This window comes from Arthrobacter sp. UYEF20, from assembly GCF_040546335.1.
In the GTDB taxonomy this organism is placed as follows: domain Bacteria; phylum Actinomycetota; class Actinomycetes; order Actinomycetales; family Micrococcaceae; genus Arthrobacter.
In genome coordinates this window covers 1-21367 of record NZ_JBEPNP010000021.1, presented here as the reverse complement: position 1 = coordinate 21367, position 21367 = coordinate 1, and the positions used below count along the sequence as shown (strand labels likewise).

25 protein-coding genes are annotated in these 21367 nt (G+C 64.6%); 8 read left to right on the top strand and 17 right to left on the bottom strand.

Annotated features, from left to right (window positions below):
* Nucleotides 1-65: 65 nt before the first annotated feature.
* Both ABIB26_RS19210 and ABIB26_RS19205 read left to right on the top strand, forming a co-directional pair.
* On the top strand, nt 66-392 hold the full coding sequence (locus ABIB26_RS19210) for an ArsR/SmtB family transcription factor (protein WP_354246780.1): 327 nt from the start codon (nt 66-68) through the stop codon (nt 390-392).
* Nucleotides 389-1150: a cation diffusion facilitator family transporter gene (locus ABIB26_RS19205; RefSeq protein WP_354246777.1), complete on the top strand. Its 762-nt coding sequence runs from the start codon at nt 389-391 to the stop codon at nt 1148-1150. Before ABIB26_RS19210 ends, ABIB26_RS19205 begins: the two co-directional genes overlap by 4 nt.
* Before the next feature lie 503 nt (nt 1151-1653).
* Here ABIB26_RS19205 and ABIB26_RS23795 read toward each other — a convergent pair.
* The 4 genes from ABIB26_RS23795 to arsB all read right to left on the bottom strand — a co-directional run bounded on the left by ABIB26_RS23795 (nt 1654) and on the right by arsB (nt 4881).
* Nucleotides 1654-2019, bottom strand: a complete 366-nt coding sequence (locus tag ABIB26_RS23795; RefSeq protein WP_502913714.1) for a hypothetical protein — start codon at nt 2017-2019, stop codon at nt 1654-1656.
* A 310-nt stretch (nt 2020-2329) separates the two neighbouring features.
* On the bottom strand, nt 2330-3307 hold the full coding sequence (trxB, locus tag ABIB26_RS19195; protein WP_354246774.1) for a thioredoxin-disulfide reductase: 978 nt from the start codon (nt 3305-3307) through the stop codon (nt 2330-2332).
* Nucleotides 3308-3333: 26 nt separating this feature from the next.
* Nucleotides 3334-3756, bottom strand: coding sequence for an arsenate reductase ArsC (locus ABIB26_RS19190; protein WP_354246771.1), 423 nt, complete (start codon nt 3754-3756; stop codon nt 3334-3336).
* Between the two features lie 27 nt (nt 3757-3783).
* On the bottom strand, nt 3784-4881 hold the full coding sequence (arsB, locus tag ABIB26_RS19185; RefSeq protein WP_354246768.1) for an ACR3 family arsenite efflux transporter: 1098 nt from the start codon (nt 4879-4881) through the stop codon (nt 3784-3786).
* A 95-nt stretch (nt 4882-4976) separates the two neighbouring features.
* Between arsB and ABIB26_RS19180 the strand changes: the two genes are divergently transcribed.
* A complete protein-coding gene (locus ABIB26_RS19180; protein WP_354246765.1) occupies nt 4977-5327 on the top strand; it encodes an ArsR/SmtB family transcription factor in 351 nt (116 codons plus the stop codon).
* 67 nt (nt 5328-5394) lie between these two features.
* On the opposite strand, the gene ABIB26_RS19175 is transcribed toward ABIB26_RS19180, so the two are convergent.
* The 6 genes from ABIB26_RS19175 to ABIB26_RS19150 form a co-directional block, all read right to left on the bottom strand.
* The gene (locus tag ABIB26_RS19175; RefSeq protein ID WP_354246762.1) at nt 5395-6474 is read right to left on the bottom strand and encodes a hypothetical protein; all 1080 of its coding nucleotides are present in this window, start codon (nt 6472-6474) and stop codon (nt 5395-5397) included.
* A 12-nt stretch (nt 6475-6486) separates the two neighbouring features.
* Complete coding sequence (locus tag ABIB26_RS19170) at nt 6487-6720, bottom strand: hypothetical protein (RefSeq protein WP_354246759.1); 234 nt, start codon at nt 6718-6720, stop codon at nt 6487-6489.
* A 115-nt stretch (nt 6721-6835) separates the two neighbouring features.
* Nucleotides 6836-7987 (bottom strand): alanine racemase, encoded by a 1152-nt coding sequence (locus ABIB26_RS19165; protein WP_354246756.1) that lies wholly within the window; start codon nt 7985-7987, stop codon nt 6836-6838.
* A 417-nt stretch (nt 7988-8404) separates the two neighbouring features.
* Nucleotides 8405-8605 (bottom strand): hypothetical protein, encoded by a 201-nt coding sequence (locus tag ABIB26_RS19160; protein WP_354246753.1) that lies wholly within the window; start codon nt 8603-8605, stop codon nt 8405-8407.
* A gap of 143 nt (nt 8606-8748) precedes the next feature.
* Nucleotides 8749-9087, bottom strand: coding sequence for a DEAD/DEAH box helicase (locus ABIB26_RS19155; RefSeq protein ID WP_354246750.1), 339 nt, complete (start codon nt 9085-9087; stop codon nt 8749-8751).
* The gene (locus tag ABIB26_RS19150) at nt 9066-9533 is read right to left on the bottom strand and encodes a DEAD/DEAH box helicase (RefSeq protein ID WP_354246747.1); all 468 of its coding nucleotides are present in this window, start codon (nt 9531-9533) and stop codon (nt 9066-9068) included. Before ABIB26_RS19150 ends, ABIB26_RS19155 begins: the two co-directional genes overlap by 22 nt.
* Before the next feature lie 335 nt (nt 9534-9868).
* Between ABIB26_RS19150 and ABIB26_RS19145 the strand changes: the two genes are divergently transcribed.
* A complete protein-coding gene (locus ABIB26_RS19145) occupies nt 9869-10174 on the top strand; it encodes a hypothetical protein (RefSeq protein ID WP_354246744.1) in 306 nt (101 codons plus the stop codon).
* Nucleotides 10175-11227: 1053 nt separating this feature from the next.
* Here ABIB26_RS19145 and ABIB26_RS19140 read toward each other — a convergent pair.
* A complete protein-coding gene (locus tag ABIB26_RS19140; RefSeq protein ID WP_354246741.1) occupies nt 11228-11503 on the bottom strand; it encodes a type II toxin-antitoxin system Phd/YefM family antitoxin in 276 nt (91 codons plus the stop codon).
* A gap of 142 nt (nt 11504-11645) precedes the next feature.
* Here ABIB26_RS19140 and arfB point away from each other — a divergent pair, with 142 nt between their 5' ends.
* Complete coding sequence (arfB, locus tag ABIB26_RS19135) at nt 11646-12068, top strand: alternative ribosome rescue aminoacyl-tRNA hydrolase ArfB (RefSeq protein WP_354246739.1); 423 nt, start codon at nt 11646-11648, stop codon at nt 12066-12068.
* Between the two features lie 744 nt (nt 12069-12812).
* On the opposite strand, the gene ABIB26_RS19130 is transcribed toward arfB, so the two are convergent.
* From ABIB26_RS19130 to ABIB26_RS19120, 3 genes are all read right to left on the bottom strand, one after another.
* Entirely contained in the window at nt 12813-13115 is a 303-nt protein-coding gene (locus tag ABIB26_RS19130; protein ID WP_354246736.1) for a hypothetical protein, read from the bottom strand.
* Between the two features lie 885 nt (nt 13116-14000).
* Complete coding sequence (locus ABIB26_RS19125; protein WP_502913713.1) at nt 14001-15074, bottom strand: DNA polymerase IV; 1074 nt, start codon at nt 15072-15074, stop codon at nt 14001-14003.
* A gap of 127 nt (nt 15075-15201) precedes the next feature.
* Nucleotides 15202-15330 carry a hypothetical protein gene (locus ABIB26_RS19120; protein WP_354246733.1) on the bottom strand — a complete coding sequence of 43 codons (129 nt, stop codon included), beginning with the start codon at nt 15328-15330 and terminating at the stop codon, nt 15202-15204.
* A gap of 111 nt (nt 15331-15441) precedes the next feature.
* Between ABIB26_RS19120 and ABIB26_RS19115 the strand changes: the two genes are divergently transcribed.
* Nucleotides 15442-16026 carry an HhH-GPD-type base excision DNA repair protein gene (locus ABIB26_RS19115; RefSeq protein WP_354246730.1) on the top strand — a complete coding sequence of 195 codons (585 nt, stop codon included), beginning with the start codon at nt 15442-15444 and terminating at the stop codon, nt 16024-16026.
* 489 nt (nt 16027-16515) lie between these two features.
* Here the strand turns inward: ABIB26_RS19115 and ABIB26_RS19110 are convergent, their stop codons facing one another.
* Complete coding sequence (locus tag ABIB26_RS19110; RefSeq protein WP_354246727.1) at nt 16516-17979, bottom strand: protein adenylyltransferase SelO; 1464 nt, start codon at nt 17977-17979, stop codon at nt 16516-16518.
* Nucleotides 17980-18077: 98 nt separating this feature from the next.
* The gene (locus ABIB26_RS19105; protein WP_354246725.1) at nt 18078-18401 is read right to left on the bottom strand and encodes a hypothetical protein; all 324 of its coding nucleotides are present in this window, start codon (nt 18399-18401) and stop codon (nt 18078-18080) included.
* Nucleotides 18402-18683: 282 nt separating this feature from the next.
* Between ABIB26_RS19105 and ligD the strand changes: the two genes are divergently transcribed.
* Together ligD and ABIB26_RS19095 are read left to right on the top strand one after the other, a co-directional pair.
* The gene (gene ligD / locus ABIB26_RS19100) at nt 18684-19928 is read left to right on the top strand and encodes a non-homologous end-joining DNA ligase (RefSeq protein ID WP_354246722.1); all 1245 of its coding nucleotides are present in this window, start codon (nt 18684-18686) and stop codon (nt 19926-19928) included.
* A 207-nt stretch (nt 19929-20135) separates the two neighbouring features.
* Nucleotides 20136-20462, top strand: a complete 327-nt coding sequence (locus ABIB26_RS19095; protein ID WP_354246719.1) for a hypothetical protein — start codon at nt 20136-20138, stop codon at nt 20460-20462.
* A 542-nt stretch (nt 20463-21004) separates the two neighbouring features.
* Here the strand turns inward: ABIB26_RS19095 and ABIB26_RS19090 are convergent.
* Entirely contained in the window at nt 21005-21229 is a 225-nt protein-coding gene (locus ABIB26_RS19090) for a hypothetical protein (protein ID WP_354246716.1), read from the bottom strand.
* Between the last annotated feature and the right edge of the window lie 138 nt (nt 21230-21367).

Below are 21367 nucleotides of genomic sequence, written 5' to 3'. Positions count from 1 at the left end.
GGTGGCCAGCTGCGTCCTGAGGGTACAGAATTGCATGGATACATCCGAGGATGTACTTTGAAGGCATGGAAGCTCTCACCCATGCGCCTGTGCTGGCACGGTTCGGCTACGCGGTCTCTGACCCCACCCGCGCGCGCATCCTTTTGGCCCTCGCGAATGCGCCCGCGTATCCGTCCGACCTGGCGGATTTTCTTGGAGTGTCGCGGCAGAGCATCTCCAACCATCTGACGTGTCTTCGCGGCTGCGGCCTCGTGGTGGCTGTTCCGGACGGGCGGCGGAGCCGGTATGAGCTCGCGGATGCCCGGCTGGGCCATGCGATCGGGGACCTGATCGGCGTGGTGCTCGCGGTGGATCCGTCCTGCTGCGCACCGGACGGGACGTGCCTGGCATGACCGTGCGTCTCGCGCCGACGCCCGCCCGACGCGCGGTTCTGAGCCGCAGGATCCGGTTGTTCGCCGTGGCTACCATCACCTACAACGTCGTTGAAGCCATCGTGGCACTCTGGGCCGGCGGCGTCGCGGACTCTTCGGCGCTGATCGGGTTTGGACTGGATTCAGTGATCGAGGTGGCATCCGCCCTAGCACTGTCCTGGCAGTTTTCGGCCAAGGATCCTGAGCGGCGTGAGCACCTGACCCTGAGGATGATCGCGGTCTCCTTTTTCGCACTGGCAGCGTTCGTCGCCACCGATGCCATCCGGTCGCTGACCGGGGGCGGCGAAGCCCAGCACTCCACCCCGGGTATCGTGATCGCGGCACTGAGCCTGGCCATCATGCCCGTCCTGTCCTGGCTGCAGCGCCGCGCCGGCCGGGAACTAGGTTCCAGGACCGCGGTTGCCGACTCCAAGCAGACCCTCTTGTGTACCTACCTCTCCGCGGTACTCCTTATCGGCCTGGTCCTCAACAGCACGCTGGGTTGGTGGTGGGCCGACGCCGGGGCAGGCTTGGTCATCGCCGTGGTCGCCGTCCGTGAAGGGATCAGCGCATGGCGCGGCGATGTCTGCTGCACCGTCCCGCACACCGTTGAGGCGACGGGCGCCGGAAAATCCCGCCCGGAGCCGACGTCCGCAGTCGGCTGCTGCGAGGGGTGCGGTTCCGTGCCCGGAGGGCAGACGGTGAGCTTGAACGGCGCCGCTCCGGAACAGCACGCATGAGCGGACACGCACGACTCCCTGTCGTCCACCAGCCCGGCCCCGGACGCGGTCGCGATAAGGACCCCAAAGTGTGTCCCTGGCGCCGTCGGAGCCGCCAGCCGATCCCAAGGACTTGAACCTCAGCACCGCCAACGTCACCGATGGCGCCGGCAACCCGTCAGTTTGGCAAGTGGCCGCCTACGGCTCGACGCTTTCTACGAACGTCGCCGGGGGGAGCCCCGGAACCTACGAGCTGCTGTGGCGGGGCGGTCTCCTCCGACGGACACCCGAACGAAGGAAAATTCACCTTAACCGTCCAGCCACCCGTCGAATCTCCGAAACACCGGCAACGCCCGCTGGTTTTGGGGGCGGGGTCGCGGCAGTAATCCTTGCCGCCGCGATCAGCTGGTCCCACCGCAGGCGGTGCACCGGTTAGTAGACGACACGTCCATCGGCATGTCCCTGGCTGCCACAGGCCGTACCAGGGTGCTGGTGAGCCGTGGGCCGCTCATGGGGTGGTTGTCTCAGTCCCGGCGAGGCGCTGGATCAGGGCAAGGCCGGCGGGTGTCCCGGGCCAGTGGTATTCCAATGGTCCGTTGCCCGCGTCCGGATGACCGAGCGCAGGACCAGCGCCACGATGACGACGTCATCGGCGTACCCGATGACCGGAATAAAGTCGGTACCAGATCAATGGGCGAGGCAAGGTAGACCAGCAGCAGGACCCGGCGGACCCGGATCCCGCGCCGCAGGGTCCGGTCCGCGGCCAGCCGGCGCAGCAGGGCCAGCAGGTCCGGAAGCATCCGCAGCGCTTCCTTCATGACCACCGTTTCCGGGTGATGGCGGGCGTAGTGGGCCAATAGAACCAGCAGCGCGGCATAAATCAGGACCACCCCACCGCGCGACCCACCAGTTCATGCCGTGGCCTCTTCGGGGGTACGCCCCAAGGCTGGTGAGAAGAGTCGGATGTGGCGCCATTGCCCGATGGCGGCCCCTACGGATGTACCAGCTTCAAAGATCACCGGTTCCAGGCCGCGTTCGAGGACGTGTGGGGGCCTGCCGGTCCCTACGGGGCCGGCAGACGGGGGGTGTTAGCAGCAGCCCGGCATCTCATCCGGGCAGTCGTCGCAGCAACCCGGGTCACTGCAGCATCCTGTGCTCATTGAGCTCACCCCCTCTCCGTCGTCTGTCAGAAGTGTGGGGTCAGGCGTGGGTGGGTTCTTCCACCAGGGCGGTGGCGATGCTGTCCGCGTCCTCTAATGCGGCGAGGTAGCGTTCGGCATCCAGGGCGGCGGCGCAGCCGGTGCCGGCGGCGGTGATGGCCTGGCGGTAGCGGTGGTCCACGGCGTCGCCGCAGGCGAACACGCCGGAGAGGTTGGTGACCGTGGCGGGCGAGTCCACCTTGATGTAACCCTCGGCGTCCAGCTCCACTTGGCCAGCCACGAGTTCGGTGCGCGGCACATGCCCGATGGCTACGAAGATGCCGGTGGCGGCCTGCTCGCGGGTTTCGCCGGTGACGGTGTCCTTCAGGGTCACGCCGGTCACCTTGCCGTCGCCGTGGATCGCGGTGATGGCCGAGTTCCAGGCGAAGCGGATCTTCGGGTTGTCCTTGGCGCGCTGGGCCATGATCCGGGAGGCCCGCAGCTCGCCCTTGCGGACGACGACGGTCACGGACTTCCCGAAGCGGGTCAGGAAGGTGGCCTCCTCCATCGCGGAATCCCCGCCGCCGACGACGATGATGTCCTGCTCGCGGAAGAAGAAACCGTCGCAGGTGGCGCACCAGGAGACGCCGTGGCCGCTGAACTTCTTCTCCTCCGGCAGGCCCAGTTCCTTGTAGGCCGAGCCGGTGGCGAGGATCACGGCCGGTGCCTCGTGGGTCTCGCCGGCGCCGGTGACCACGCGCTTGAGGTGACCGGTCAACGTGACTTCGGTGACGTCGTCGAACACCACCTCGGCGCCGAACCTCTCGGCCTGCTGCTGCAGGCCGTCCATCAGCTCTGGACCCTGGATCCCGCCGGGGAAGCCGGGGAAGTTTTCCACGTCGGTGGTGTTCATCAGGGCGCCGCCGGCGGTGACCGAGCCGGCCAGGACCAGAGGTTTGAGGCCCGCGCGGGCGGCGTAGATCGCGGCGGTGTAGCCGGCAGGGCCGGATCCGATGATGATCAGCTGTTCAGTGCTCATGGAACTCTCCTGGTGCTCGGAACGGGTTACTTGGCAGCGGGGGCGAGGGAATTGATCAGGCCCTCGATGCGGGCCCTGATGTCGTCGCGGATCGGGCGGACGGATTCCACGCCCTGGCCGGCCGGGTCTTCGAGTTCCCAGTCCTCATAGCGTTTGCCCGGGAAGATGGGGCAGGTGTCGCCGCAGCCCATCGTGATGACGACGTCGGATTCCCTCACGGCCCCGGTGGTCAGGACCTTGGGGATCTCTGCGGACATGTCGATGCCGAGCTCGGCCATGGCCTCGACGGCGGCGGGGTTGACCTTGTCCGCGGGCTGGGAGCCAGCGGAGCGGACCTCGATCTCCCCCTTGGCGAGGGTGGTCAGGAAGGCTGCGGCCATCTGGGAGCGTCCCGCGTTATGGACGCAGACGAACAGGACGGACGGCTTCTTCGTCGTTTCGGCGGTCATGATGTTCTCCTGGGGGTGCAGCGGGGATCAGAGGGAAGCGGGGGCGGCGGTGAAGTAGCGTTTGCGGGCCCACAGTGCCGCGTAGACAAGGGCCACGAGGGCGGGGACTTCGATGAGCGGGCCCACAACGCCGGCCAGCGCCTGACCGGAGGTGACCCCGAAGGTTCCGATCGCCACGGCGATGGCCAGTTCGAAGTTGTTGCCCGCCGCGGTGAAGGCAAGCGTGGTGGTTTTGGCGTAGCCGAGGTCCAGCCATTTTCCGATCAGCATACCGGCGCTGAACACCACCAGGAAGTAGACCAGTAGGGGCAGTGCGATCCGGGCGACGTCCAGCGGGCGGGCCGTGATGGTGCCGCCCTGGAGTGCGAACAGCAGCATGATGGTAAAAAGCAGGCCGTACAGCGCCCACGGCCCGAGCTTCGGCAGGAGCACGCCTTCGTACCAGTCGCGGCCCTTGGCCTTTTCGCCGATGGTCCGGGTCAGGAAGCCTGCCAACAGCGGGATGCCCAGGAAGATGAGCACGGAGAGCGTGATAGCCCAGAACGAGAAGTCCGCGCTAGTGGTCGGCAGGCCCAGCATCGAAGGCAGGAGTTGCAGGTAGAACCAGCCGAGGGCGCCGAACGCAATGACCTGGAAGACCGAGTTGATGGCCACGAGCACAGCCGCTGCTTCGCGGTCGCCGCAGGCGAGGTCGTTCCAGATCATCACCATCGCAATACAACGGGCCAGACCCACGATGATCAGTCCCGTGCGGTACTCCGGGAGGTCAGGGATGAAGATCCAGGCCAGTGCGAACATGAAAGCCGGGGCCAGGACCCAGTTCAGGACCAGCGAGGTGATCATGAGTTTGCGGTCCGCGATGACCCGGCGTGCCTGGTCATAGCGGACCTTGGCCAGCACCGGGTACATCATCACCAGCAAGCCGATAGCGATGGGCAGGGAGACTTCGCCGATCTTCACCGCTTCCAGCGCGGTGTTCAGACCGGGGATCCGGCTGCCCAAGGCCAGGCCAAGCAGCATGGCCGCCACGATCCAGACCGGGAGGAACCGGTCCAGGGCGGAGAGTTTGCCGATCACGGCAGCCTCTCCGGTGGCAGGTGGCGTTGATTGAGTCTGGGTGCTCACGGTGCTCCTGTGCTTCAGTCAAGATTGATGAATGTCGATATGTGAAGTATCACCAGCTATATCGACCAATGTCAATCTATGTGCATAATGGGTTCATGAATTCTCTGCAAACTCTCGAGCCGCTGGTCGATGCATCGTGCTGCGCGCCCTCGGACACACCGGCAATGAGCGCAGAAGAAGCCCAGCGGAGAGCTCTGGTTTTCAAGGCACTGGCCGACCCGAACCGCCTGCGCCTGCTTTCCATCGTCAAGGCCGGCGAGTCCGGGGAGGCATGCGTGTGCGACCTCACCGAGCCCTTGGACCTGGGCCAGCCGACTGTGTCCCACCATCTCAAGATTCTGGTCGAGGCGGGGTTGCTTCACCGTGAAAAGCGCGGCACCTGGGCCTACTACTCACTGGTGCCGGGCGCGCTGGAACGGACGGCCGGACTCCTGGCGACACTGTGAAGGCCCGATCCGAGGACTTCTCCGTCCGCTGCATGCAAGAAAGCGACTGGCCTGCTGTTCCCGAGCCTTATCCGGTGGCCAGGTCCCGGCCGTTGGGGGCCTGCAGCACCAGGCCGTCCAGGCTTGGCCCCGCCACGCCGGCAATCCGCAGCGCAGTGGCGCCGGCGCCGTTGGCGATGATCTTCCCACCCACGGCCAGCGATCCGACTGGCCCCTCCAGATCCACAGTGGCCAGCCCGTCGCCGTCGGCGGAGATGTCCGCCCCGATGTCAACGGAGCCGATGTGCCCGGTGGGCTTCACGCTCAGGGCGATGGCCGCCAGCGGCATGAGGACGCCCTTGACCAGGCTTTCGCCGGTACCGCCGGAGGTGGACAGGGAGCCCTTGATGGTCAGCTTGGGCAGGTCGCGGCTGACCTGCACCCCCACGGACCCGTCTCCGCGGGTGGTGATCGAGTCGAACACGGCCTCGTTCAGGGAGCCGTCGTAAACGTTGAATCCGCGGGCTCCCAGGCCGGTGGTTTCGATGGGCGCCTCCACCGTGAGCACGCCGATGTCGCCAAAGTTGACGAAGCCTATGCCGCTGGGGCCGTGCGAGGTGACCTTCGCCTTGGCCGTCCAGTTCTCCACCGCACCCCAGTTGTCCAGCACCATGTCGTTCTGGCCGAACGTGGTGGTGGTGCCCAGGTTCAGCACCTCCGCGGCATTGGCGCCGCTGATGATGAAGACGCCGCCGCTGATCAGGTCCGGGGTGCCCGGGGCGATGCCGCCGTCGGAGAAGACGTCCCCGGTGGAGAGCAGCTCCACCGTGACGGCGCCGCCGTCGGCCTTGCCCGCCGTGTCCCCGTGCCCACCGACAAACACGCCGCCGCCGCGCACCGGGGCCCCGGCGCTGCCCGCCGAGATGTTTTCCAGCCGTGCGGTGAGCACGACGGCGGTGTCCGGCTGCCGGTTCCAGAGGGTGAAGGCGCCCTGCAGCGCCTCGACGCCGAACCCGGTGGGCCGGTCCGCCCGCCCCCGGGTGTCCGCCTCGGCCACGTGTACGCCGTCGGCCTCGATGCGGCCGGCCCGGACGCTGCCCTCCGCGCTGAGGTAGACCTGCCCGTAGCTGGTGACGTTGGCCAGCCGCAGCGTGCCCAGGTCCGCCACGGTGTGGTCGTTCTAGATGGCGAGTTCGTGCGCCGAGGTTCGCACCGTGACGTTCTCCAGGGTGTTGTTGCTGGTCAGCCGCAGGCCCTTGGCCCCGAAGACCAGCTCGCCGCCGCGCAGGGCCACCCCGGGCGGCAGGGTCACCGAGGGCATTCCCTTCAGCCTGCCGGAGATTTCTATTTCCGTGGCGCCCGACGCCAGCGCCTCATTGAGCTGCGCAACATCCGTTACGTGTGTCCAGGACACAACACCACCACCGTTCTGCCGATCCGATTCGCCATGGCAGCCACCGCCATTGGCGCTGTTCTACGCATGATAAGCCCGCAGCTTGCCGGAGGACCGCATGGAGGGTCCGCTGGCTCTAGTTCTCGATTGTGGTTTGCTGTATCGATTCCCGGTGGAAGTCGGTGTGCCACACGTCCGTCTGACCAGTGTTGTCAGTGACGATGTATTCGGGCCACCGGTCGAACGCGGAGCAGGGATGAGAGATGCCAAACTCCACGATATCGGTCACGTTGATTCCCGTGGCCCCGGTCAGGACGGCATGGTGGTCAAAGAGTTTTGCGACGCAGCCCGTCGCGTCTGGTTTGCTGGCGCCGTCCGCGTTCCGGACTGTCAGCAGGGGTGGCAGGCCGGCGTCGTAGGGCAGGTCGCGTTTGCCCGCACCAACAACAACCATCCCGTCCTCCGGGGCGGACAGTACCACCGCCCGGACCGTGAGTGCAGGGATGAGCCCGGGGACGGGGCTGACGCCCGCGTAGGTGCCGTGGTCGTGCGTGACATAGCAGCCCGAGCGCAGTAGCCGGACAGTGCCGGGCACGTCGGAGTCTGTGGGAAGGAACTCGATAACGCGGTCGGGAAACGCGGAACCGCCCATGGAGTAGACCGGGGTCGGCGTGTCGAACAAGTCCGCGACGGAGAGGTATACGTCTCGCACCTTCCGGCAGTGATCATCGACGGCGGCCACGATCTCTTTGTCGCGGCTGTTGGCAACCACGCCTTCGTAGCCTGCTACACCGATGAGGCGGAGTCCGTCAGTTGAGCCGACCAGTTCAGCAAGAGACCGGGCCGCGCGGAGGCTTCTTACCCCGGTCCGGCCTCCGTGTGCGCCTACATCCAGGAGAACTTCCAGGGCAAAGGCAGAAGTGCCAAAGACGCTGGCGGCAGCGGTGACTCCTTCCTTGGAATCCACGAAAATGCGGATCTGCCGAGCCGGATCCTCCGTGAGCCACGCGCGAATACGGTTGAGCCCGTGGCGGTCAACCACCTGATTGGCGATCAGGATGTTGCGATAACCCCAGTCGAGAAGCGTGCCGGCCTGGTCAACGGTGGCAACGGTGACCCCTGCCGCGCCCGCGTCCGCCTGGCGTCTAACAATCGGGGCCGACATGGTCGTTTTGACGTGCGGGGCGAGCAGCACATTCCTGCTCTCACACCAGTCGGCCATCACTGCGATGTTGTGATCGAGTGCATCCCGGTCGAGCCGCAGGTGCGGATACGAGACGTCCTTCACCTCCGCCGGCCTTTGGCAATCTGGCATGGCCGGGCAATCCGTGTTCTTTCCATCCAGCAACACTACAGCTGTCGACGGTCTGGAATCTCGAGCGGACCGGCCAGTGAACGCCGGCGCTTTGTCCTGCCGCGACTAGCAGTGTTGGCAGCAATCCGGTTAGTCCCTGGGCCAATCCAACGTCCGGTCCCCGCAGTCCGAGGAGAAGCGGACAACCGATACCGCCGAACGAACCCCTACCGGGCTTTCGACGAAAGCTTCATGGGCAGCTGCCTTCATTGGGCCGCTGCGGATATGCTGCGGCGCCCATGACAGTGGTGGCAGGGCGGGCCAGAGCCGAGGCAAGGAGCCCAATGTCACGTATGTGGAATCCATACCGGCTGATCACCTGCAGCGCGTCCTCAATTTCGAGGTATGAACTCATGCATCCTCAAGGCGTTTGAGCAGCCCGCCGTCGTGGCTCATGACGAAGTCCATACCCGCGCTGATGTCGCGGCTGCGGTGACGACGTTGGAGGAGGAGTTCGGCGCCCTGAAGTAGCAGCGCCGACTTGGAGGGGTGCTCTTCCACCGCGAGCTGCTCCAGCCGGCGGTCAAGGTCTTCGGGAACGCGCAAATTCATGGCCATATTTCATGGTGCTAAAACGGTACTAAATGTGCGTCGGCAGAATTTCACTACAACATTCCCAGCCGGCCGCCAGCAGGGCTGGCCTTCCGAATCTGGTTGGACCAGCGCCTGCTCGGGAGTGGGGAGTCACCTGATTGTCAGCTTTCGTGGGTCAGGGAATCCGAGCGAGACGTACCCTGGCGCTCGTTGTTCAATGACGCGGCCAGCACCGGAGTTGATTCGTCGTAGTAGTCGTGCACGGTCGCCACCGTTTTCCCCGGGTACGGCCTGATGACGCGGCCGGCATATTGGACCAGCCTTCCCTTGAAGGAAACGGGCGTAGCAAGGAACAACGTATCCAGTTTGGGGCAATCGAAGCCTTCGCCAATGTAGGAGCCGGTCCCCAGCACCAGCAACGGTTGTGCATCATCTATGTTGGCAAGACGGTCGACGGCGGCCTGCCGTTCCTTCGTTTTCATCGCGCCGGAGAAGACCACCGGTTCCAGGCCCGCCGCCTCGAACCGTACCCGGAACGAGTCGAGATGGGGTCCGCGTCGCCGTCGTAAATGTAGGCTGTCCGGTGCAGCGCCAAGGCCAGCGTCGGCTCCACTGTCGCGCGTCCGTCGCGTGGAAGCTGTTCTGGAGCGGCGGATGAAATGGTGTGCCTGACCTTGCCGAGCTGGTGGTATATCAGGGCATCCAGCTTGTCGCGCCGGTACGGCGTAGCTGTCAGCCCCAACCAGTATCGCGCCGGGATCTGGTTCATGACATGGCTGAACGCCGCGGCGGGGACATGGTGGCACTCGTCCACGATGACAAAACCGTATCCGGCGGTCAGTTCGGCGACTTTTTCGCGCCGCGCCAGCGTGGGCAAGAGCGCGACGTCGATGCGTCCCGTTGTTTTTGTCCGGCCGCCTCCGATCTGGCCGCACTTTTCATCCATGTACTCGCCGCCTTGACCCCGGCAACGAACGAAATCCCCGTGCACAGACCGCCGGTGCCGGTATTTCCGGATTGGGGGCCATGGACCAGAATCCACAACCATGGGAAGGCGGCCGGCACAGTCCACCCGGTGGACCGCCAGCATTTGGGCAGTCATGTCGCCGGCGGCCGTTCCAGCGATGAACAGGGCGTAGGGCAGGAACCGAACCGCAGACCCAGGGAACGAGGAGGCACGAGCCCATCCCTCACGGCAGTGACCACGACCCGGCTCGACGCGACTACGCCGAAACCTTCACCCAACTGATCGGCACTCGAGACTTCGAGTTCGCCATCAAGATGCTCGCCGGCTACGCCACCGCATCCCTCAAAGCGGGAAGGCCCCTACTCCAGCGCAGCCCTCGTCTCAAGGAACCACACTGGTCCGCGGCCCTGGCCGGCATCACCAACTACACCGCACACCGTCTCGACCAGCCCACACCGTCCTGGACCAGACGCATCAAACCCCTCCCCGAAGCATGGATGCCTGCAGAGTCCTACCGGAGCATCCGCGAACCCATGAAGAAACTCACAATGTCCGAAACGCCGCCGGAACTCGCCGCCATGAACGTCTTTATCCGCGAACGCAGCCTGGCCACCAAATGACAGGCGGAGAACTCACCGCCGCACAAATCCGTACCCTCCTCCATGAACTCGGCCGGCGGCCGCAGGCCCGCGGCGTCCACGGCGATGTCAAGCTCTGGGCGGTGCCGCCCTTATCCTGCAAGGAATCGGCAACCGCCCCACCGGCTCCTGCGCCGGCTCAACATCACCAACGCCGACGACGCCGTCGACCTCGCCTACAACAAATATGGCGACCACTCCATCCCCCTATCCGCAGGCCGGGACAACTACCTCAATGGTGGCCTTCGAGATCCATGCGATGCCGCCTCGTTCGTTCAGCGTCTTCGGCCCCGCAGAGAAAGTCGCCGGTCTCAAGGAACAATCGACTGTTCGTCCACTTGGGTGCACCCTTATCGAGCCATACCCATGCCCGGGCCCGGGTACCTTTGGACTCGGAGACGCTGAACAGTTGGACCTGCACGGGCCACGCCTCCCCCTCGGGCAACGGGAAGTCGTGAAGCGTTCCGGCACATTCGAGCACCGTACGGTCGGATAGGGCCCGCTGGGTGGCGAGTGATGTGACGGCGTTCTGGGCGATTGTGGCCGTCCCGGTGATTTCGACGGCCCCGGCTGAGCATGACCAACCGGGAAACCTCTCCCGCCCATTTTTGGCAAGCCCCCGAACAGCCCCACGAGACCGCTCCCGGCATTGAAGATGGGCGAAAGACCATACCCGTTCCCCCGCCCCGCACACCTTCACCGGGTTCTGCGAACAGCCGATCGCGGATCTTTCGTCCTCTTACGGCTATCGGGGTTTGTAGACGTCGGAGCGGTGCTCGATGCGGTGGAAGTACAACGTATGCTTTTCGAAATCGAGGGTGAAAAGCACCCGATAGTCACCGCGCCGTGCGTGTGCGCAGACCGAGCAACTCGTTGGTCAAAGGATTGCTCAGTCGATAGGGGTCGTCAGCCAGAACGGCCGTGACGAACTCGACGATCGCGGCGGCTGCCTTCTCCGGCAGTCTCCGAAAGCCCTTGAGCGCCGGCTGGTGACCTGAACCTGCCACGGCGTGTGGCCGGCGGATTGTGCCTCATTCACTGCGGCGGCAACCCGAACTCGCGCCGGAGATCATCACCGCTGGTCGTGTTGCCTTCCGCGATATCGCGTTTGGACCAGTCCAGGTCTTCACGGATGCCAGTTTGGGAGAGCCAATGGATCGTTTCCTGCAGGGAATCAAGGTCGTCGGCGGACATCAGCACGGCTGACGGATGTCCGTGCCGGGTGATCTGGATGATCTCGTGCGTCCTGTCCGCTTCCTCGACGAGTGCGGAGAGCTTGTCCTTGGCTTCGCTGAGCGGTACCGTCCTCATCCCCCGATTAAAGCCTGAACTCAGGCTAGTGAATAGCCTGATGTTTAGCCGATACCGGCTACTGCGTCAATCTGAATCCGGCGAATCCCATCCGGTGCGGATGGGAGCTTCGATCGCGCCCATATTGTGCAACGCTGGTTGCATGGATCTGGAGGTGTCGCCCGCGCTCACGATTCCCACGTCGGAACTCGGCTGGCGGTTCTCGCGTTCGTCCGGGCCAGGCGGTCAACACGTCAACACCTCGGACAGCCGCGTCGAGCTCTCGTGGAACGTCGCCGACTCTGCGGTGCTTTCGGACGGGCAACGGCTGATGCTGCTCTCTCGTCTCGGACGACGTCTCATCGCCGGGGTGATCACCGTGACTGCCTCCGAGCGGCGCTCTCAGCTGCGCAATCGCGAGATCGCCCTGGCCAAGCTCTCTGACCTCGTGGCAGCGGGGCTTGCTCCCGAAGCTGCTCCCCGCCGGCCGACCAAACCCACCCGGGGCTCGAACCGTCGGCGCCTCGCCGCAAAGGAACAGCGGTCAGCAACGAAACGGCAGCGGCAGCGGCCGTCCGCCGAGTAGCACCGTCCAGTCGACAATTTTCAGCCGCGGGGCAGCCGGAGCGTGTAGATAGCGACCTGTTCCCACTGAAATAGGCGAGCTCGGCGATCCTCAGCCGGACGAATAGGCCCGAACAGAGCCAATGTCCACACTGGTGTGGCGGGCGACTGGAACGGCTTCGGTGCCGGCCCTTGATGTTCGGTCATTCCTGGTCTCAAGTTTTCCCGCAAGAGCCTTGCAGATAGTCCGACACACAGCACGTGGAAAGGCGGCAGCGAGGGCCCGGACCGGATCTGGGCGCTGAGCTGCTCACCCTGACCACCGCGAAGCAAGGCCCTAAAAGCCAACGAACCATCCGGGCACAATCAAATGATTCCACGATGAAAGCTACGCGGGCATCTTGACATGATTCCCCGGGCACCCATTGAACGGGTCCTCCACCACAGGATCAGTCCGGAGCGTCTTGCACCTTACATTCGAGAAATGCCTGGTCTGCATGAGGCCATCCGGCTCTACAGGTGGAATATAGAGCTCTCAGGCGCCGTCTACGAAGCCCTGCACGTTTTCGAAGTCGTCCTGCGCAACGCTATCGACGAGCAGCTCTGTAGCTGGAACGCGACCCAGCCGGAACCTTACAGTGGACGACTACATTCAGCCGACTGGGTCATCGATCCAAGTGCCCTGCTGCTCCGCATCGCCGGCCGCGACATTCCCGATGCCAGACGTCGCGCACTCAAATCCACCACACGCCGGCCACAGGGCCAGCTAGAACCCCTCCACGAAGATATCCTTGCCGCGATGTCCCTCGGAACTTGGCGATTCATCCTGCCCGGGCGCCACGACGCCGGCAAACAGCGCCTCTGGGACGAAGCTCTTCGCAAGGCATTTCCCCATCTGCGTAGGAACCCGCGAGAGCTCGAACGCGCAGTCGAAGGCGTCTATCACCTGCGGAACCGGGTAGCTCATCTGGAACCGATCATCAATAGCAACGTCCCAGCCCAACATGCGAACCGTCATCGGCGCCATCGACCCACAACTACTTTCGTGGTTCACCAGCACGGAACGCATCACCGCCTCACTCACTATGCGCCCTGTTACCTCCGCATCCCGCGGACAGCAACCACGACCCCGGGACATGAAAAAGTGACCAACTACGTCGGACTAGAACAAGCCAGATAGGGGACCGGAGTGGCGCCACATTCCCGCAGACGGAGTGCCCACTAGCCAGGACCCTGATCGCGCCAATCCCATATCTTCATGGGCCGCCGCGGCGCTCATCGGCCAAAGCGCAGGAAGCTACATGATCAGATGCCAACTGCCATGAGACCAGGGGGCGGCAGGACATACCACTCGTCCACTTCCGCGCCACCGGCCTCAGGCCCCCGGCCAGCGCCCGTCCAGGAGAATCAGGGACTCCATGGAAAGCGTCTGCTCCTCCTCGGCTGTGTACCGTTCCCATGACGGCCACACCTCCCGCGGCACCGTGGCCGGATCCGTGGCACCAGGAGCGTCCCGCTCGGTGACACGGGACAGGTCGGCACATCGCCAGGGCGCCGCTTGGCTCCGGGTTTCTTTCTGGGCAGGTACACCCTGGACACCGAGTGCCCCGAGGACGATCACCGGAACTGCAACAGCGACGGGGCCGCGTTCGACGTCGGTGAAAGCTTCTCGGGTGCCGGCTTTGCCACCGGCGTCAAAGCTGCCCCGGGGAGTTCAGCGGCCAGGTGCCCTACGGCGTCGCCAGTGCGCAGGCAGCCCTCGCGTGGGTGATCGCGCAGGACGGCGTCTCCACGGTCATCCCCGGTGCCGTTCCGCGGCGCAGGCTAGTGCAAACGCTGCGGCGGGAGCGATGTACGACGCCGGCACGGGGCCTGCCATCGGCGCCCTGGACATCTACGCCCGTTACTTCCGCGAAGCGATTCATCCGCGCTGGTAAGGAAGGGAGCGACGCCGTCACCAACCGCCGCGCGTAGGCGTATGTCCCTTTCGGGCATCGTCGGGCATTGCCATTTCGGCCCGCAGGCCCAGGAGCCGGATCGGACGGCCCGCTTCGATTCCGGCTGCGAGGTCGAAGGCCCGCGCGAGGATTTCGTTCCGGTCGAATGTCTCGGGAATCTTCCTCGCGTGGGTCTTGGTGAAGAACGGTGCGTACCGAACCTTGAGGGTCAGCCCAACGACGGGCCGTCCTTCGGCCACAACATCCTCAAGGACACGCGCTGCCAGCTCCCTCACGGCGTCGTTCACCTGGGCGGGCCCGGTCAGGTCCCGCTGGAAGGTGGTCTCCCGGCTATGCCCGCGGGCAACCCACGGGGTGTCGTCCACAACGCTGGCGCCGTCCCCGCGTCCGAGCTCCGCGTACCAAGGACCCATCTTGGGGCCGAACTCCGGGACCAGGTCTTGGGGGTCGGACGCGGCGAGCTCGGCGACCGTGTTGATGCCGAGTTTGGCCAGCCGGCCCGACACTTTGGTTCCGACGCCCCACAGGTCCTTGGTGGGCCGACTGCCCATGACGTCGAGCCAGTTCCCGGCAGTGAGACGGAAGACGCCGGCCGGCTTGCCGAAACCGGTGGCGACCTTGGCTCGGACCAGGGTGTCGCCGATGCCCACGCTGCAATGCAGCTGCGTTCGCTCCAGGACAGCGGCCTGCACCTGCCGGGCGTAGGCTTCCGGATTCTCTGTCTCGGTGCCTACAAAGGCTTCATCCCAACCCAGCACCTGCACGGTGGCGCCGGGCTGCGCGCGCAGGGTAGCCATCACCGTTTCAGACGCCGCGAGGTAAGCCTCCTGATCGACGGGCAGGATCACAGCGTCGGGCACTTTCCGGGCCGCAATGCGTAAGGGCATTCCGGAACCCACACCGAACGCCCTGGCTTCGTAGGATGCGGTCGACACCACGGCTCGTTCCGTGGGGTCGCCCCGACCGCCGACAATGATCGGCTTACCCGCAAGTTCCGGCCGCCGGAGCACTTCGACCGCCGCGATGAACTGGTCGAGATCGACGTGCAGCACCCACCGGATTCCGTTCACGCCACCAGTCTGCCCTAAACATCCCTGGCAAGCATCGGCTCTCCACCGAACTTGCCCGCCGAGCCTGCGGCCTCCAGACCTTCTTTGAATTCCAGCGCCGCCGAACACCGCCACAGGGGAACGAGGCTCAGATGGTGCCGTCGAGGAATGCAGACGGGTCTTGACCTTCGGCCGGCAGACGCTCCCGGCGTCCCTCCAGTGCCGGGCCGCGTTCGTCGAGAAACTCTTGGAGGGCGGCGGCCTGGGCTTTGGTCACGTCGCGATAGCTAACAGCCCGGGCCTGACCTACCAGGTGCGGATTTCCCACGCAACGCCCTGCTGTCGTACGTGTCATGACGCGGTCCGCAGCAGGTGGGAGGATGGTCGCATGGAACTGCACATCACTGGCGACCCCGCCGCCGACCAACTGCTCAGCAATGACGCGTTCGCGCTCCTGGTCGGCATGCTGCTTGACCAGCAGGTGACCATGGAGTCTGCGTTTGCCGGACCCGAAAAGATCCGGACGCGCCTCGGGTCCATGGCCCCTGCCGCAATCGCCGAACATGACCCGGCAGGCTTCGTTGAGATCTTCAAGGAGCGTCCGTCCATCCACCGCTTCCCTAGCTCCATGGCCGGCCGCGTCCAGGACCTCGCCGCGACCGTGCAGCACGATTGGAACGGGGACGCACCTGCCATCTGGAACCAGGACGACCCTGACGGCCAGGAAGTGCTGCGCAGGCTGAAGGGATTGCCCGGCTTCGGAGAGCAAAAGGCAAAGATCTTCCTCGCACTACTCGGCAAGCAGTGCGGACTCCAGGCACAAGGCTGGCGTGAGGCTGCTGACCCCTATGGCCAGGAGAGTGCATTTCTATCTGTCGCCGACATCGTGGATCCCGAATCGCTGAAAAAAGTGCGCGCCAGCAAGCAGGCTGCCAAGGCCGCCGTCAAAGCCGCGAAGGCATCCGAGCGCTGATAAGAATGCTATGAACCAAAGGGTTCCGATAGGTTCATTGATCTGTTGCGCGGATCCCGGCAATGAATATCAGACGCTGCACACACGTTCAGGACACTGAACGGCTTGGAGGGGTGCCAGACGGCAAACCGTCTTGGACTTGCCTAGATGACAGGGCGACGAAACGTTCCGCTATCGGCGTTGAAAATACGGGAGTTCCGTTTGATGCGACAACTCCCGCGTGTGGCTGAATTGACCGTTTGCGACGGCGGCCGGTCTCGCTGAGTTGTCCCGGACGTGCGTTCATGGGTTATTCGTAGGGTGCCGCGAGCGGGTCGTAGCCGGGGGCCGCGAGCAGTTTGTGGAGTTGGCGCCGCCGGACACCCATGTTGCCGCCGTCGAAAATGGGCAGTCCGAGCGCGTCCTGGAGGAGCCGGGCGAGGGAAAGTCGTGGTTGTAGCGCGTCTGTCTATGTGCTCGAGCACTCCCGCCGCAACCTGCCTCAGCGGCTCAGGTTCCGCAGAAGGTCCGGTAAGGGCCGAAGCTTTCCGGGGCGGCAGCGGCGTAATGCTCGAGACCGGGCCGCTCGTCGAAGGGTGAGGCTACAGCGCCCATCAACCGTTCCAGCGGACCCGTGTTCCCGCCGGTAGCGGCAGTCAGGGCCTCCTCCACCAGGTGGTTCCGCGGGATGTAGACCGGGTTAACCCCGTCCATGGCGTCAGCATCCGGCGCCAAGGCGCGCCAGCGCCTTACCCAGGCATCGAACCCTGCCGGGTCCAGTACCTGGCCCCGCGCAGGTTCAGCCTGGCCGCGGGCGGCTTTGCCGAGGTGCCGGAAAAACGATGTGTAGTCCGCCCGTGACTCCTGAATCAGAGCCACGAGCTCGTCCACAAGGGGCGAGGTCACTTCATCGTCGAGCCCTTCACGGAACCCCAGCTTGGCCCTCATGCCTGCCGACCAGGCTTCACTGTACTGCTGGCGGAACTCGCTGAGGGCTTCCACCGCGAGGTCCACCGCCTGCTCCTGGTCATCGTGGAGCAGAGGCAGGAGAGACTCCGCGAGCCGGGCAAGGTTCCACTCCGCCACCACCGGCTGATTGCGGTAGGCGTAGCGTCCGGTCTCGTCGATCGAACTGTAGACGGCGCCGGGGTCGAAGTCTTCCATGAAGGCACACGGCCCGTAGTCGAGGGTTTCGCCCGAGATCGTCATGTTGTCGGTGTTCATGACCCCGTGAACGAACCCTACGAGCATCCACTGGGCCACCAATGAAGCCTGGGCTGATATGACCGCTTGGAATAGTGCGAGATAACGGTTCTCGGCCTCCGCGGCGGCCCGGTGGTGACGGGTTAGTGCGTATTCGGCGAGGCGGCGAAGGAGGCCGATGTCGCCCGTGGACCGGGCGTACTGGAAGCTGCCCACACGCAGGTGGCTGCTGGCAACCCGGGTAAGAACGGCGCCAGGCAGGAGCGTCTCGCGCTGCACGGAACGCCCCGTCGCGACGACGGCGAGGGATCGTGTGGTGGGGATGTTCAGCGCGTGCATCGACTCGCTCACGATGTATTCGCGCAGCATAGGACCGACCACTGCCTGGCCGTCGCCGTTTCGCGCAAACGGCGTGCGTCCTGATCCCTTGAGGTGGATGTCGCGGAGCTGCCCGTCCGCGTGCCCGATCTCGCCGAGCAGGAGTGCGCGCCCGTCGCCGAGACGGGGTGCGTACCAGCCAAACTGGTGGCCGGCGTAGGCCTGCGCCACCGGACTGGCCTCCGCAGGGATGGCATTGCCGATCAGCAGAAGCAGACCCTCAGGGCTCCGGAGAAAGGCCGGATCGAGACCTAGCTCGGTGGCGAGGTGCTCGTTGAGCACCAGAAGGTACGGTGCGGGGGCCTCCTCCGCGCGCCAAGGAATGGCCATCTCCTTGAACTCCCGGGCGAAGCGGCCATCAAATGTGACGGTTGAATGCGCGATGTCACTCATCTATCAAGGATACGGGCGACTATCACGCACCGGTGCCGTCGGAGATCAGTCACCATTCGCCGAAGTGAGGCCAGGTGATCCTGGACACGGTCACTGGGCTAAGTGTTGAGGTCCCAGTGGACACGGATTGCCTCTGCAGTCGGTCCAGCAGTGATATCGATTCGGAACGCAACGGGCGCGGTCCCTGTCTCTTCGATGACCGTGTCATGGTAAACGCGGCCGCATGAGGGACACAGCGTGTAGAGATCCTCGTCCTCAGGCCACGCAGCCAGACCCGCGGGCACTGGCGTGTTTCCGCCGATGTGAACGGGGATACCTTGTGAATTGGCCTGAATCAATCCCTCGTTGCTGACGGTATTGCCGCATACGCACGTGATGGTGGTGACGTCATGATCGATGACTTCAGCGAATTCCGTGTCCATGATGAGCTCCCCGGCGTTGGAAGAAAGCGTCCTGTCGTAGATTATGCCTGCGAGCCAGCTTATGGGGTCGCGCGAACCAACTAACGTCAGCTGTGCCGCAGGCTTCTGTCAGCCAGCGCAATGGCCTGCTGAAAATGACAGGCTTCGTAATCGGTTGCCACTTCGGTCCTTCCTTTCCGAGTGTTCTTGCCTGACGGAACTGCCCCGGGCACTTTCCAGGTCAACTTCGCCTGCCGCATAGCTGGTCTGGCTGGGACATCCGATCATTGCTAGCGTGGCGGAATGAACCCGTCGAAGACCCCCGCCGAGATCCTCGACATTGCCGGCACCGAGGTCCGCATCTCGAGTCCGGACAAGGTGGTGTTCCCCGAGCCCGGGCTGACCAAGCTCGACCTGGTTCGCTACTACCTCGCCGTCGCGGATGGTGCGCTGCGGGGTGCCGGCGGACGCCCCATGGTGCTCAAGCGCTTCCCGAAGGGGATCGGCGCTGAGCCGTTCTTTCAGAAGCGCGTGCCTGAAAACCACCCCGACTTTATCTACACGACGACGCTGCACTACGCGTCGGGGACATCAGCCGAAGAGGCCGTCATCCGGGATGCTGCGGGTTTGGCGTGGGTGGTGAATCTTGGATGCCTGGACCTCAACCCGCACCCCGTGCGCGCCGAGGACCTCGAGCACCCCGACGAGCTCCGCGTCGACCTCGACCCGATGGCGGGGGTCGATTGGTCGCAGATCGTTGACGTCGCCTGTGTCGCGCGGGAGGTGCTCGACGACGTGGGACTGGTGGGGTGGCCGAAGACGAGCGGTTCGCGGGGACTCCACATCCTCGTGCGCATCGCGCCCCAGTGGTCGTACCGCGACGTGCGGCTCGCCGCCGAGACCCTCGCCCGCGAGGTCGAGAACCGCGCTCCGGGCCTCGCCACCGCGCGGTGGTGGAAGGAGGAGCGCGGCGAGAGTGTGTTCGTCGACTTCAATCAGAACGCCAAGGACCGCACCGTGGCATCGGCGTACTCGATCCGGCCCCTGCCCGACGCCCGAGTCTCAACTCCGCTCACTTGGGACGAGGTTACCTCCACCCGGCCGGAACAATTCACGGTGCCCACGGTGCTTGAGCGCTTCGCAGTGATGGGCGACCCCCACGCCGGCATCGACGACGCGGTAGGGACACTCGACAGACTCATCACCCTGGCTGCCGAGCTCGGCCCCGCCGAAAAGCCGCCGCGGGGCGGCGACGGCTTGGGCCGCCGGCAGTCGGTGATGCCGCTTATCGAGGTGGCACGTACCAAGACCAAGCCCGAGGCGCTCGCGGCGCTCGACGAATGGAAGACTCGGCATGCGGACCTCGTCCCGGCCCTGCATCCCGCCGACGTGCTCGTCGACGGAATGCGCGGATCGAGTTCGCTCTGGTACCGGGTGCGGGTGAACCTGCAGCATGTCCCCGAAAATGAGCGTCCGTTACAGGAGGAGCTCATCGCTGACTACGACCCATGGGCGGGCAAAGAGTGGCCGGGGCGCCTTGGGTCCTGACACCACAGGATGTTGTCCATGCCAAGCTAGGACTCGAACTGCATTCCAGCCCTTTGCAAACACTGGACTCCCCCGGAGACCCGATCCGAGGGCAGACGTGGGCACGGTTGCGCCTTACTCGCGGATGATGTTGTTATCCAGGTCACATTGCGTCTATCGTTGCCGGGGGCCACAGCGTGGTGGCCCCGATTTAGAGCGGAGAACTTTGTGAACGAGAAGCTGCGGGTACTGGTCCGCGTGGACCTCGACGGCGCCAAGGCCCACGTCAGGGTCCATGGCCACGTGACTGTTCAAAGCGTCCATGGCCTGTACGACGTAGTCAAGCGCGCCAGCTCGCTCGCCTCCGGACTGGCGCTGGTACTCGATGTGACCCGTGCACAAATTGAACCCGACGCAATGGGCGAGCTGCACGCGTGCGCAAAGTCGCATCACCTGCCGGTGCACGTCGACCCGCTCCAGCACGACTACCGGATCAGCATCCTGACGCCGAACCCCGCGACGTCCGCGGCCCGATCAACACTCCTGGCAGCCTGACCAGCCGCACCAGCTGCCGGAGCCAGCCCTGCCTTGGCTCACAACCCGACGGCGAAGATTTAGGCTAGTTCCGAAACGGGGGGCGACCGTTCGCGACGGCGACGGTTCGGCAGAGAAATGTTGACCTGGCGCCGTTCAAACGTTCACGGGCCCCGTCCTTACCGTTCGCGCTGCTCCTGTATCTGCCCGAAAGGTACATCTGGACTCACGGACACCGCATAGTGCCGGTAGCTGTGTTGGGTCACCAGAATGCCATGGCCTTCTTCGATGGCATGTATTATTGCCAGCTGCACAGCCGAATCGAGCTTTTGGTCTCTCTCTGTTGGTTCTTTGACCGCTACCCTGAGGAGGAAAGAGCTGCTAATGGTTGCACCTCATTGTTAGTGTGGATGAATTTGGCGTTGCGGATATCTCAGCTCTGCGGTGGTGTTTTCGACTGCAGAGAGGCATGCTAATGGGTCTCGGTGAGGAACCCGGCGTAGGACAGGACGGTTAGAAGGTTGGGGCGCTGGCGTCAGGGATACTCGCACACCGCCGCCAGATCAGATGCCTGGCAGGAACGCTCCGGTCTCCGTGGGGACCTCGTTGGGTGCCGCAGCGTCACGGACTTTCTTGCCACGGACATAGCCGGTGATGCCGAGTGCCAGGATGCACACGAGCGTTCCGAGGGTGAAGGCCTCGAAGGTCAGCTGCGAAACACCCCAGAGCTTTTCAAAGTCGTACTCCAGCCCGAAAAGCACATCCAGGGTGCCGGGGAAAACGGCCACCCAGGAACCGATGAGGATCCAAACAAAACAGATTGCACCCAGGTGAGCTGCCGCGGAGTTCTCGGACAGTGGGCCCTCTTAAAATGGGGGTCTACTGAAAGTAGAGATCAGCATGACTGCAGCACGCCGGCGTTTCAC

Coding starts and splice junctions, on each gene's coding strand:
- ABIB26_RS19105 (WP_354246725.1), bottom strand. CDS start 18,401: ATGGACACGGAATTCGCTGAAGTCATCGATCATGACGTCACCACCATC.
- ABIB26_RS19190 (WP_354246771.1), bottom strand. CDS start 3,756: ATGACCGCCGAAACGACGAAGAAGCCGTCCGTCCTGTTCGTCTGCGTC.
- ABIB26_RS19160 (WP_354246753.1), bottom strand. CDS start 8,605: ATGAATTTGCGCGTTCCCGAAGACCTTGACCGCCGGCTGGAGCAGCTC.
- ABIB26_RS19150 (WP_354246747.1), bottom strand. CDS start 9,533: ATGGATGAAAAGTGCGGCCAGATCGGAGGCGGCCGGACAAAAACAACG.
- ABIB26_RS19130 (WP_354246736.1), bottom strand. CDS start 13,115: ATGCGTTCCGTGCTGGTGAACCACGAAAGTAGTTGTGGGTCGATGGCG.
- arfB (WP_354246739.1), top strand. CDS start 11,646: ATGGATCTGGAGGTGTCGCCCGCGCTCACGATTCCCACGTCGGAACTC.
- ABIB26_RS19210 (WP_354246780.1), top strand. CDS start 66: ATGGAAGCTCTCACCCATGCGCCTGTGCTGGCACGGTTCGGCTACGCG.
- trxB (WP_354246774.1), bottom strand. CDS start 3,307: ATGAGCACTGAACAGCTGATCATCATCGGATCCGGCCCTGCCGGCTAC.
- ABIB26_RS19180 (WP_354246765.1), top strand. CDS start 4,977: ATGAATTCTCTGCAAACTCTCGAGCCGCTGGTCGATGCATCGTGCTGC.
- ABIB26_RS19110 (WP_354246727.1), bottom strand. CDS start 17,979: ATGAGTGACATCGCGCATTCAACCGTCACATTTGATGGCCGCTTCGCC.
- ABIB26_RS19205 (WP_354246777.1), top strand. CDS start 389: ATGACCGTGCGTCTCGCGCCGACGCCCGCCCGACGCGCGGTTCTGAGC.
- ABIB26_RS19140 (WP_354246741.1), bottom strand. CDS start 11,503: ATGAGGACGGTACCGCTCAGCGAAGCCAAGGACAAGCTCTCCGCACTC.
- ABIB26_RS19115 (WP_354246730.1), top strand. CDS start 15,442: ATGGAACTGCACATCACTGGCGACCCCGCCGCCGACCAACTGCTCAGC.
- ABIB26_RS19145 (WP_354246744.1), top strand. CDS start 9,869: ATGCTCGCCGGCTACGCCACCGCATCCCTCAAAGCGGGAAGGCCCCTA.
- ligD (WP_354246722.1), top strand. CDS start 18,684: ATGAACCCGTCGAAGACCCCCGCCGAGATCCTCGACATTGCCGGCACC.